This window comes from Roseicyclus marinus (genome assembly GCF_036322625.1).
Lineage (GTDB): Bacteria > Pseudomonadota > Alphaproteobacteria > Rhodobacterales > Rhodobacteraceae > Roseicyclus > Roseicyclus marinus_A.
Genome location: NZ_AP027266.1, coordinates 531,881 through 543,831, shown reverse-complemented (window position 1 = coordinate 543,831; position 11,951 = coordinate 531,881). Strand labels below are relative to the sequence as shown.

At 65.5% G+C, this 11,951-nt stretch carries 10 protein-coding genes; 8 read left to right on the top strand and 2 right to left on the bottom strand.

What is annotated here, in order from left to right:
* The first annotated feature begins 24 nt into the window (after window positions 1-24).
* The 8 genes from pepT (at window position 25) to lpdA (ending at window position 10,461) form a co-directional block, all read left to right on the top strand.
* Entirely contained in the window at window positions 25-1,269 is a 1,245-nt protein-coding gene (gene pepT, locus AABA51_RS02630; RefSeq protein WP_338274139.1) for a peptidase T, read from the top strand.
* 183 nt (window positions 1,270-1,452) lie between these two features.
* Entirely contained in the window at window positions 1,453-2,646 is a 1,194-nt protein-coding gene (sucC, locus tag AABA51_RS02625; protein ID WP_338276404.1) for an ADP-forming succinate--CoA ligase subunit beta, read from the top strand.
* Between the two features lie 16 nt (window positions 2,647-2,662).
* On the top strand, window positions 2,663-2,929 hold the full coding sequence (locus AABA51_RS02620; RefSeq protein ID WP_338274137.1) for a hypothetical protein: 267 nt from the start codon (window positions 2,663-2,665) through the stop codon (window positions 2,927-2,929).
* Window positions 2,930-2,940: 11 nt separating this feature from the next.
* The gene (gene sucD, locus AABA51_RS02615) at window positions 2,941-3,822 is read left to right on the top strand and encodes a succinate--CoA ligase subunit alpha (RefSeq protein ID WP_338274135.1); all 882 of its coding nucleotides are present in this window, start codon (window positions 2,941-2,943) and stop codon (window positions 3,820-3,822) included.
* 72 nt (window positions 3,823-3,894) lie between these two features.
* Entirely contained in the window at window positions 3,895-6,855 is a 2,961-nt protein-coding gene (locus tag AABA51_RS02610) for a 2-oxoglutarate dehydrogenase E1 component (protein ID WP_338274133.1), read from the top strand.
* A gap of 4 nt (window positions 6,856-6,859) precedes the next feature.
* Complete coding sequence (odhB, locus tag AABA51_RS02605) at window positions 6,860-8,365, top strand: 2-oxoglutarate dehydrogenase complex dihydrolipoyllysine-residue succinyltransferase (protein ID WP_338274131.1); 1,506 nt, start codon at window positions 6,860-6,862, stop codon at window positions 8,363-8,365.
* Window positions 8,366-8,571: 206 nt separating this feature from the next.
* Window positions 8,572-8,970: an MAPEG family protein gene (locus AABA51_RS02600; protein WP_338274129.1), complete on the top strand. Its 399-nt coding sequence runs from the start codon at window positions 8,572-8,574 to the stop codon at window positions 8,968-8,970.
* 102 nt (window positions 8,971-9,072) lie between these two features.
* On the top strand, window positions 9,073-10,461 hold the full coding sequence (lpdA, locus tag AABA51_RS02595; RefSeq protein ID WP_338274126.1) for a dihydrolipoyl dehydrogenase: 1,389 nt from the start codon (window positions 9,073-9,075) through the stop codon (window positions 10,459-10,461).
* 100 nt (window positions 10,462-10,561) lie between these two features.
* Here lpdA and AABA51_RS02590 read toward each other — a convergent pair whose 3' ends face one another.
* The gene (locus AABA51_RS02590) at window positions 10,562-11,215 is read right to left on the bottom strand and encodes a GntR family transcriptional regulator (RefSeq protein WP_338274122.1); all 654 of its coding nucleotides are present in this window, start codon (window positions 11,213-11,215) and stop codon (window positions 10,562-10,564) included.
* A complete protein-coding gene (locus tag AABA51_RS02585) occupies window positions 11,206-11,946 on the bottom strand; it encodes a M48 family metallopeptidase (protein ID WP_338274119.1) in 741 nt (246 codons plus the stop codon). The genes AABA51_RS02590 and AABA51_RS02585 overlap by 10 nt, the downstream gene beginning before the upstream one ends.
* Window positions 11,947-11,951 lie beyond the last annotated feature (5 nt).

The window sequence follows — 11,951 nt, the reverse complement described above, 5'->3', positions numbered from 1 at the left end:
CCCCAACCCGACAGGAGAAACCCCATGCGCGATTTCGACCATGAGCTGGAAACCCGCCTCTGCCGCTATGCCGCCATCGACAGCCAGTCCGACATGGACAGCCCCGCCCAACCCTCGACCGCCATCCAACACGCGATGCTCGACCTGATGGTCCGCGAACTGGCCGAGATCGGCGCGGCGGATGTGACGAAAACCCCCTATGGCACGGTCATCGCCACCATCCCCGGCAATGCCCCCGGCCCTACCATCGGCTTTCTGGCCCATGTCGACACCGCGCCCCAGTTCAACGCCACCGGCGTCAAACCCCGCGTGATCCGGGGCTACAACGGCGGCGCGATCAGCTTTCCCGACGCGCCCGACCTGACCCTGTCGCCGCAGGATTTTCCCTATCTCGCCACCAAGATCGGCGAGGATATCGTGACCGCCTCGGGCACCACGCTCCTGGGCGCCGATGACAAGGCGGGCATCGCCATCATCATGACCGCCGCCCGCCACCTCATCGCCAACCCCGACCTGCCGCGCCCCACGATCCGCATCGCCTTCACCCCGGACGAAGAGATCGGCCGCGGTGTCGATCCCCGGCTTCCCGCCGATCTGGCCGTCGATTTCGCCTATACCTTCGACGGCGGCGACGCGGGCGAGATCGTCTACGAGACCTTTTCCGCCGATTTCGCCGTGATCACCGTCACCGGCGTCTCGATCCACCCCGGCGAGGCGACGGGCAAGCTGGTGAACGCGATCCACCTCGCCTCCCGCATCGTCGAAACCCTGCCGCAGGCGACGATGACGCCCGAAACCACCGCCGACCGGCAGGGCTTCATCCATGCCATCGACATGAAGGGCAGCGCCGACCAGATGGTCCTGCGCCTGATCCTGCGCGATTTCGAACGCGACGGGCTCGCGGCCAAGGGCGATCTGGTCCGCCAGGTCTGCGCCGCCATCGCCGCCACCGAACCCCGCGCCCGGATCGACGTGCAGATCACGCCGCAATACCGCAACATGCGCTACTGGCTGGAGGAGGACATGACCCCCGTCGATCTCGCCCGCGCCGCGCTCAGCGACATGGGCCACGACCCCATCGAAGCGGTCATTCGCGGCGGCACCGATGGCTCGCGGCTGACCGAAATGGGCGTGCCCTGCCCCAATCTCTTCACCGGCATGCAGAACGTCCACGGCCCGCTCGAATATGTCTCGGTGCAGGACATGGCGCTCGCCACGCAGCTGATGCTGCGCATCGCGGCGCGGGCGGCAGGGGCCGATCCGGCCTGAGTCGCCCCCGGCATACCGCTGCATACCGCTAACATGAAAATCTTGTGATCACACGTTTTCAGACTGTGATCACAAATGTCGCTTTTTTTCCGGAAAGCCCCGTCCTGCGGCACAAAGCCCGTTTATTGCGCGCTTCGGTTGTGCTTAGGCCAATGGAAACACCACCAACGACGGGACAGTTTCGTGAACATTCATGAATACCAGGCGAAGGCGCTGCTTCGCCAATACGGTGCACCGGTCAGCGATGGCCGCGTTGTTCTCAAGGCCGAAGAAGCCAAGACCGCGGCCGGCGAAATGGACGGGCCGCTCTGGGTCGTCAAGGCGCAGATCCACGCCGGCGGACGCGGCAAGGGCAAGTTCAAGGAAGCCGATGCCGGCGAAAAGGGCGGTGTCCGCCTTGCCAAATCGGTCGAGGAAGCCGCCGAAGAAGCCAAGAAGATGCTCGGCCGCACCCTCGTCACCCATCAGACCGGCCCGGCCGGCAAGCAGGTGAACCGCATCTACATCGAGGACGGCTCGGGCATCGAGCGCGAGATGTATCTCGCCCTCCTCGTCGACCGCCAGACCAGCCGCATCTCGTTTGTCTGCTCGACCGAAGGCGGCATGGACATCGAGGAAGTCGCCGCCGCGACCCCTGAGAAAATCCTGTCCTTCTCCGTCGATCCGGCCAGCGGCTACCAGCCCTTCCACGGCCGCCGCGTCGCCTTCTCCCTCGGGCTCGAAGGCAAGCAGGTCAAGGAATGCGTCGCCCTCATGGGTCTCCTCTACAAAGCCTTCGTCGAGAAGGACATGGAGATGCTCGAGATCAACCCGCTGATCGTCACCGACGAGGGCAGCCTGAAGGTGCTCGACGCCAAGGTCGGCTTCGACGGCAACGCGGTCTACCGCCACGCCGATATCGCGGCGCTCCGCGACGAGACCGAGGAAGATCCCAAGGAACTCGCCGCCTCCAAGTATGACCTGAACTACATCGCGCTCGATGGCGAGATCGGCTGCATGGTCAACGGCGCGGGCCTGGCGATGGCCACGATGGACATCATCAAGCTCTACGGCTCCGAACCCGCCAACTTCCTCGACGTGGGCGGATCGGCGACCAAGGAAAAGGTGACCGAAGCCTTCAAGATCATCACGTCCGACAAGAACGTGAAGGGCATCCTCGTGAACATCTTCGGGGGCATCATGCGCTGCGACATCATCGCCGAAGGCGTGGTGGCCGCCGTCAAGGAAGTGGGTCTTCAGGTCCCCCTCGTCGTCCGCCTCGAAGGCACGAACGTCGAAAAGGGCAAGGAGATCATCAACGCCTCCGGCCTGAACGTCATCGCCGCCGACAATCTCTCGGACGCGGCGGAAAAGATCGTGAAAGCGGTCAAGGGCTGAACCGGGAACACCCGCGATGCGCCTGAGCCAGATCAGCGATGAACACCCGCAGGACGGGACCACGGCAGGCCAGCCCGAACTGGCCCGCCCCCTGTCCGCGGGCCTGCGTCGGTCCCGGATCTGGTCGGTGCTGCACCTTCTGGGCGCGGGTCTCTTCGTCCTGGCGATGATCACGCATCTCGCACAGGCCCAGCCCGACAGCGCGCCGTCCCCCACCGGGGCGGGCGCGGCCCAATCCCCCAGCTCGGAGCGCGCCCTGCCCTCCGACCCGCACAAGATTTAAGGAGAAAGACGATGGCCGTCCTCGTCGATGAAAACACCCGCGTGATCTGCCAAGGCTTCACCGGCTCCCAAGGCACCTTCCACTCTGAACAAGCCATCGCCTATGGCACCAAGATGGTCGGCGGCGTGACCCCCGGCAAAGGTGGCTCCACCCACCTCAACCTGCCCGTCTTCAACTCGGTCCACGAGGCCAAGCACGCGACGCAGGCCAATGCCACCGCGATCTACGTCCCCCCGCCCTTCGCGGCGGACAGCATCCTCGAAGCGATCGACGCCGAGATGGAACTGATCGTCTGCATCACCGAAGGCATTCCGGTGCTGGACATGATGAAGGTCAAGCGCGCCCTCGAAGGGTCGAAATCCCGCCTGATCGGGCCGAACTGCCCCGGCGTCATGACCCCCGATGCCTGCAAGATCGGCATCATGCCCGGCTCGATCTTCCGTCGCGGCTCGGTCGGCGTCGTGTCCCGCTCGGGCACGCTCACCTACGAAGCGGTCAAGCAGACCTCGGATGTGGGCCTTGGCCAGTCTTCGGCCGTCGGCATCGGCGGTGACCCGATCAAGGGCACCGAACATATCGACGTGCTGGAAATGTTCCTCGGCGATCCCGAAACGCATTCGATCATCATGATCGGCGAAATCGGCGGCTCCGCCGAAGAAGAAGCCGCGCAATTCCTCGCCGACGAGAAGAAAAAGGGCCGCTGGAAACCCACCGCAGGCTTCATCGCGGGCCGCACCGCCCCTCCGGGCCGCCGCATGGGCCATGCCGGCGCGATCGTCGCGGGCGGCAAGGGCGACGCCGAAAGCAAGATCGAGGCGATGAAATCCGCAGGCATCATCGTGGCCGACAGCCCCGCAGGCCTGGGCGAGGCCGTGCTCAAGGCCATCGGCTGATCCCAACCCACCCCTCTCCCGGGCGGCGAACGACCCCGCCCGGGATGCTCAACCCCAGTCAGGTGCGCACCCATGACCGACCAGAGCTCCAACGACCAGTTCCACGCCTCCTCCTTCATGCAGGGGCATAACGCGGCGTATCTCGAACAGCTTCAGGCACAATACGCCCGCGACCCGAACGCGGTCGACGAGGCTTGGCGGGACTTCTTCGCCGCCATGGGCGACAGCGCCGCCGATGCGCAGGCCGAGGCGCAGGGCCCCTCCTGGGCGCGGCGCGACTGGCCGCCGGTTCCCGGCGATGACCTGACCGCAGCCCTGACCGGCGAATGGCCCGTCGCCGCCGCCGAGATCAAGGGCGCAGGCGACAAGATCAAGGCCAAGGCCGAGGAAAAGGGCGTCGCCGTCACCGACACCCAGATCCAGCGCGCCGTGCTCGATTCGATCCGCGCGCTGATGCTGATCCGCGCCTACCGCATCCGCGGCCATCTGGTGGCCGACCTCGACCCGCTGGGCATGCGCGACCAGACGCAGCACCCCGAGCTTGAGCCCAAATCCTACGGCTTCACCGAAGCCGACATGGACCGCCCGATCTTCATCGACAACGTGCTGGGCCTGCAGATGGCCTCCATGCGCCAGATCGTCGAGATCGTGAAACGCACCTATTGCGGCACTTTCGCCCTGCAATACATGCACATCTCCGACCCCGAACAGGCCGCTTGGCTGAAAGAGCGGATCGAAGGCTACGGCAAGGAAATCGCCTTCACCCAGAACGGGCGCAAGGCGATCCTCAACAAGCTGGTCGAGGCCGAGGGCTTCGAGAAATTCCTCCATGTGAAATACATGGGCACCAAGCGCTTCGGCCTTGATGGCGGCGAGGCGCTGATCCCCGCGATGGAACAGATCATCAAGCGCGGCGGCGCGCTGGGTCTGCAGGAAATCGTCATCGGCATGCCCCACCGGGGCCGCCTGTCGGTTCTGGCCAACGTGATGGGCAAACCCTATCGCGCGATCTTCAACGAATTCCAGGGCGGCAGCTTCAAGCCCGAGGATGTCGACGGCTCGGGCGACGTGAAATACCACCTCGGCGCCTCGTCGGACCGCGAGTTTGACGGCAACACCGTCCACCTGTCGCTCACTGCCAACCCCTCCCACCTCGAGGCGGTGAACCCCGTGGTTCTGGGCAAGGTCCGCGCCAAGCAAGACCAGATCGGCGACACCGAGCGTCGCCGCGTCATGGCCGTCCTCCTGCACGGGGATGCGGCCTTTGCCGGTCAGGGCGTCGTCGCCGAAGGCTTCCAGCTGTCGGGCATCCGCGGCCACCGCACCGGCGGCACGATGCATATCGTGGTGAACAACCAGATCGGCTTCACCACCGCACCGCACTTCAGCCGGTCCTCGCCCTATCCGACCGACATCGCCCTGATGGTCGAGGCACCCATCTTTCACGTCAACGGCGACGATCCCGAAGCGGTCGTCCACGCCGCCCGCGTCGCCACCGAATTCCGCCAGAAATTCGGCAAGGACGTGGTGCTCGACATCTTCTGCTACCGCCGCTTCGGCCATAACGAAGGCGACGAGCCCAACTTCACCAACCCGGTGATGTACAAGCGGATCAAGACCCACAAGACCACGCTCCAGCTCTACACCGAGCGTCTGGTCAAGGACGGCCTGATCCCCGAGGGCGAGATCGAGGACATGAAGGCCGCCTTCCAGGCCCGCCTGAACACCGAATTCGAAGCCGGCAAGGATTACAAACCCAACAAGGCCGACTGGCTCGACGGGCGTTGGTCCCACCTCAACCGCGAGGGCGAGGATTACCAGCGCGGCGAAACCGCCATCAAACCCGAAACCATGGCCGAGGTCGGCCGCGCGCTGACGACCGCGCCCGAGGGCTTCAACCTCCACAAGACGGTCGCCCGCCTGCTGGAGACAAAGGCCGAGATGTTCTCCTCCGGCAAAGGCTTCGACTGGGCCACCGCCGAGGCCCTGGCCTTCGGCTCGCTCCTGACCGAGGGCTATCCCGTCCGCCTCGCAGGGCAGGACAGCACGCGCGGCACCTTCTCCCAGCGCCATTCCGGCCTGATCGACCAGGAAACCGAGGATCGCTATTACCCCCTAAACCACATCCGCGAGGGGCAATCGCGCTACGAAGTCATCGATTCGATGCTCTCCGAATATGCGGTTCTGGGCTTCGAATACGGCTACTCCCTCGCCGAACCCAACGCGCTCGTGATGTGGGAGGCGCAATTCGGCGATTTCGCCAATGGCGCGCAGATCATGTTCGACCAGTTCATCTCGTCGGGCGAACGCAAATGGCTGCGCATGTCGGGCCTCGTCATGCTCCTGCCCCACGGCTTCGAAGGTCAGGGCCCGGAACATTCCTCCGCCCGCCTCGAACGCTTCTTGCAGATGTGCGCCGAGGACAACTGGATCGTCGCCAATTGCACGACGCCCGCCAACTACTTCCACATCCTGCGCCGCCAGATCCACCGGACCTTCCGCAAGCCCCTGGTGCTGATGACGCCCAAGTCGCTCCTGCGCCACAAGCTCGCGATCTCGGATGACGAGGATTTCACCACCGGCTCCTCCTTCCACCGCGTTCTGTGGGACGATGCCGAAAAGGGCCACTCCGACACGGTTCTCGCCAAGGACGACAAGATCCGCCGCGTCGTGATCTGCTCGGGCAAGGTCTATTACGACCTGCTCGAGGAACGCGACGCCCGTGGCCTGACCGATGTCTACCTCCTGCGGCTCGAGCAATTCTATCCTTTCCCGGCGCTCGCGCTGACCAAGGAGCTCGAGCGCTTCAAGAAGGCCGAGATCGTCTGGTGCCAGGAAGAGCCCAAGAACCAGGGCGCCTGGTCCTTCGTCGAACCGAATATCGAGTGGGTCCTGTCCCGCATCGGCGCGAAACACACCCGCCCCCGCTACGCCGGGCGCGCGGCCAGTGCCTCGCCCGCCACGGGTCTGGCCAGCCAGCACAAATCCCAACAGACCGCGCTCGTGAACGATGCGCTGACCATCGAAGGGTAAGAAGATGTCCATAGAAGTCCGCGTGCCCACCCTGGGCGAAAGCGTCACCGAAGCCACCGTCGCCACCTGGTTCAAGAAACCGGGCGATGCCGTCGCGGTCGATGAAATGCTCTGCGAGCTGGAAACCGACAAGGTCACGGTCGAGGTGCCCTCGCCCGCCGCAGGCACGCTCGGCGACATCATCGCCGCCGAAGGCGAAACCGTGGGCGTCAACGCGCTCTTGGCCACGCTCAGCGAAGGTGCAGGCGCCGCCCCGGCCAAGGCATCCGCCCCTGCCGCCGCCCCCACTGATGCGGGTGGCAAGGCCGTCGATGTCATGGTCCCCACGCTGGGCGAAAGCGTGACCGAGGCGACGGTCTCCACCTGGTTCAAAAAGGTCGGCGATACCGTCGCGCAGGATGAAATGCTCTGCGAACTGGAAACCGACAAGGTCTCGGTCGAAGTGCCCGCCCCCGCCGCAGGAATCCTGACCGAAATCCTCGCGCCCGAGGGCGCGACGGTCGAGGCATCGGGCAAACTGGCCGTGATCGGCGGGGCCTCCGGCGCTGCCGCCCCCGCACCGCAGGCCGCAGCAGCCCCCGCCGCCGCCGCCGCCCCCGAGGCTACGGCCAAGAAAGACATCGAACACGCCCCTTCGGCGCAAAAGCTGATGGCGGAAAAGGGCCTTACGCCCGCACAGGTAACCGGCACCGGCCGCGATGGCCGGATCATGAAGGAAGACGTGATGAAGGCCGCCTCCGCCCCGCAGGCCGCAGCGCCCGCCCCCGCCCCCGCAGCCGCCCCCCGCGCGCCCAGCCCGGCCGAGGATGCCGCGCGCGAGGAACGGGTCAAGATGACCCGCCTGCGCCAGACCATCGCCAAGCGCCTCAAGGATGCGCAGAACACGGCGGCGATGCTCACCACCTACAACGAGGTGGACATGACCGGCGTCAGCGAGCTGCGCAACGAATACAAGGACCTCTTCGAGAAAAAGCACGGCGTGCGGCTGGGCTTCATGTCCTTCTTCACCAAGGCCTGCTGCCACGCGCTGCGCGAGGTCCCCGAGGTCAACGCCGAAATCGACGGCACCGACATCGTCTACAAGAACTTCGTCCATATGGGGATCGCGGCGGGCACGCCGCAGGGCCTCGTCGTGCCCGTGATCCGCGATGCCGACCAGAAAAGCTTTGCCGAACTTGAAAAGGAAATCGCCGAAAAAGGCCGCCGCGCGCGGGATGGCAAGCTGTCCATGGCCGAGATGCAGGGCGGCACCTTCACGATCTCCAATGGCGGGGTCTATGGCTCGCTCATGTCCTCGCCCATCCTGAACCCGCCGCAATCGGGCATCCTGGGCATGCACAAGATCCAGGATCGCCCCATGGTCATCGGCGGCCAGATCGTCATCCGCCCGATGATGTATCTGGCGCTCAGCTACGACCACCGCATCGTCGACGGCAAAGGCGCGGTGACCTTCCTCGTCCGCGTGAAGGAAGCCCTGGAAGATCCCCGCCGCTTGCTGATGGACCTGTGATCGCGTTTGGCGGTGCGCCTGAAGGCGCACCCTACGCCTCCCCGGACCTCACTGGGGTAGGGTGCGCCTTCAGGCGCACCACGCCGCCCCGGACCTCACCGGAGTAGGGTGCGCCTTCAGGCGCACCACGCCGCCCCGGACCTCACTGGAGTAGGGTGCGCCTTCAGGCGCACCGCGCCCCGGCACCACGCAAAAAGAGGCCCCCCATGACCACCGAGCTCTACGTCCTGACCCTGGCCGCACTCCTGCAGATGGTGCAGATGGTGCTCTACTCCATCGCCGGGAATGCGCAGGCGGGGTCAAAGGCCGCCATGGGCCCGCGCGACGACAAGATCGAACTGACCGGGGTCGCGGGCCGCCTGCAGCGCGCCATGAACAACCATTTCGAAGGGCTCATCCTCTTCGGCATCGCGGTCATGGTCGTCACCCTGTCGGACAGCTCCAGCACGCTGACACAACTCTGCGCGCACGCCTATCTCGTCGCCCGCATCCTCTACATCCCGGCCTATGCGCAGGGGCTCGCGCCATGGCGCAGCCTGATCTGGGCCGTGGGCTGGATCGCCACCCTCGTCATGCTGCTCGCGGCGCTCTTCGGGGCGGCTTGATGACACCTTTTCCCCGGTCTCCGGTGTAACTACGCAAGCACTACAGATACACTACGGCTTCACGACAGGATCACGACAGCCGTTTCCCGACAGGAGGACCCCATGTCCAGCTATGACGTCATCATCATCGGTTCCGGCCCCGGCGGCTATGTCTGCGCCATCCGCTGCGCGCAACTCGGCCTCAAGACCGCGGTCGTCGAGGGCCGCGAGACGCTCGGCGGAACCTGCCTCAACATCGGCTGCATCCCCTCCAAGGCGCTCCTGCATGCCTCCCACCAACTCCATGAAGCGGAACACAATTTCGCGAAAATGGGCCTCAAGGGAAAGGCGCCCACCGTCGACTGGAAACAGATGCTCGCCTACAAGGACGACGTGATCGGCCAGAACACCAAGGGCATCGAATTCCTGTTCAAAAAGAACAAGATCGACTGGCTGAAAGGCTGGGGCTCGATCCCCGCACCCGGCAAGGTGCAGGTCGGCGACACCACCTATGAGACGAAAAACATAATCATTGCAACGGGTTCCACGCCCTCGACCCTTCCGGGCATCGAGGTGGACGAGAAAATCGTCGTCACCTCCGAAGGCGCGCTCTCACTGCCCAAGATCCCCAAGTCCATGGTCGTGATCGGCGCAGGCGTCATCGGGCTCGAGCTTGGCTCCGTCTATGCCCGCTTGGGCGCTGAGGTGCAGGTGATCGAATTCCTCGACCACATCACCCCCGGCATGGATGCCGAAGTGTCCAAGAATTTCCAGAGATTGCTGGCAAAACAAGGGCTTGGCTTCACCCTCGGGGCCGCCGTCCAGTCGGTGGAAACCGCCAAGGGCAAGGCGAAAGTCACCTACAAACTGCGCAAGGACGACAGCACCCACAGCGTCGAAGCCGACACCGTCCTCGTCGCCACGGGCCGCAAACCCTATGTCGACGGACTGGGCCTCGAGGCGCTCGGCGTCAAGATGACCGACCGCGGCCAGATCGCGACCGACAGCCATTATGCCACGAATATCAAGGGTATATACGCCATCGGCGACGCCATCACCGGGCCGATGCTCGCCCACAAGGCCGAGGATGAAGGCATGGCCGCCGCCGAGGTGGTCGCAGGCAAGCATGGCCATGTGAACTACGGCGTCATCCCCGGCGTGATCTACACCCACCCCGAGGTGGCGAATGTCGGCGAAACCGAGGAAACCCTCAAGAAATCAGGGCGTTCCTACAAGGTCGGCAAATTCTCCTTCATGGGCAACGGCCGCGCCAAGGCGAATTTCGCAGGCGACGGTTTCGTGAAAATCCTCGCCGACAAGGAAACCGACCGCATCCTCGGCGCCCATATCATCGGCCCGATGGCGGGCGACCTGATCCACGAGATCTGCGTCGCCATGGAATTCGGCGCCAGCGCCCAGGATCTCGCCATGACCTGCCACGCGCATCCCACCTATTCCGAAGCGGTGCGCGAGGCGGCACTGGCCTGCGGCGATGGGCCGATCCATTCTTGAACGGGGCTAACCCCCTTCTCTGTTTCAAAAATATCCCGGCGGTCCGGGGGCGTCGTCCATTGTTCTCGAACCAATGGCGCACAATGAACGACCCCCGGTCCTACCCCGCCAAAAGCCGCAAGCCTTGCGTCACATCGGCCCTGACGGCCAGCCGCAACCCCGGCTCGTCCCCGGCCTTGAGTGCTGCCACGATCAGCCGGTGATGCTGCGGCAGTTCCGTCCGGTTCAGCCGCCCGTAAAGCGCCCGCATCGTCGGCCCCAACTGCAGCCAGACGGTTTCGGTCAGGGCCAGCATCGCGGGGGCCTGCGCGCGCAGGTAGAGCGTGCGGTGAAACTCGAGGTTGCGCTTGATATAGGCCACGGCGTCGCGCCGCGCGATCGCCTGTCCGATCGTGGCGTTGATCGCCTCCATCCGTTCGATCAGCGCGGGATGCGCGCGCGGCAGGGCGCGGGCGGCCAGTTCGGGTTCCAGAAGCGCCCTGAGCGCCGCCAGTTCCTCGATCCGCTCGTTGGACAACTCAGGCGTGGAGGCGCGACCAGACGCGGACAGAAACAGCGCCCCCTCGCTCACAAGCCGCCGCACGGCTTCGCGCGCAGGCGTCATCGAGACGCCGAATTCCTGCCCCAGACCGCGCAAGGTCATCGCCTCGCCCGGTCCCACCTCGCCATGCATGATCCGGGTCCGGAGCGCGCGATAGACGCGGTCATGGGCGACGGCGGCGCCGGTTTCGGTCGGGCGCGGGTTCAGCGACATTCGTCCGCCAGATCGAATCGCAGCGCCTGAAGCTCCGCGCCATTGCGCTTGAGCCAGTCGCGATGCTCGCGGAAATCGGGGCGCAGGCGCGCGCAGACCCGCCAGAACGCCTCGGAATGGTTCATCTCGACTAGATGCGCGACCTCGTGGGCGGCGACGTAATCCAGAACGGCGGGCGGGGCCATGATCAGCCGCCACGAGAACATCAGATCGCCCCTGGAGGAACAGCTGCCCCAGCGGCTCTTGGGATCGCGCAGCGTGATCTGGCCATGGGCCCGCCCCAAGGCCGCGGCATGGGTGGCCACGGATCGCGTCAGGCGCTCGCGCGCAAGCGCCGTCAGAAGCGCCTTGATCCTTGGTCCTTCGCGGGGACCGGGCGGCACGGAAATCACGCCATCGGCAAAGCGCGCGGCGCGGCCCGCCCCAGCCACGACAGGGCGCGGCACGCCGCAAACGGGCACGTCGGCCCCGATGCGGGCCTGCGCGGGCAAGGGTGCGGCGGCCAGGTGATGGCGCACCCAATCCTCGCGCGCGCGCAGGAAATCGAGTGCCTCGGCCTCCGAGGCCCAGACCGGCAGGGACAGGCTGACACGGCCATCCGCACGCGACACGCGCAGGCTGTAGCGCGTGGCCCGCGCCGAGCGGCGCAGCGCCACCTCGACCGGCGGATCGCCGGGCAGGACATGGGTGAGACTGCGCGTTTTCGACACCGGATTGCCCGTCTTTTCCATCCCGC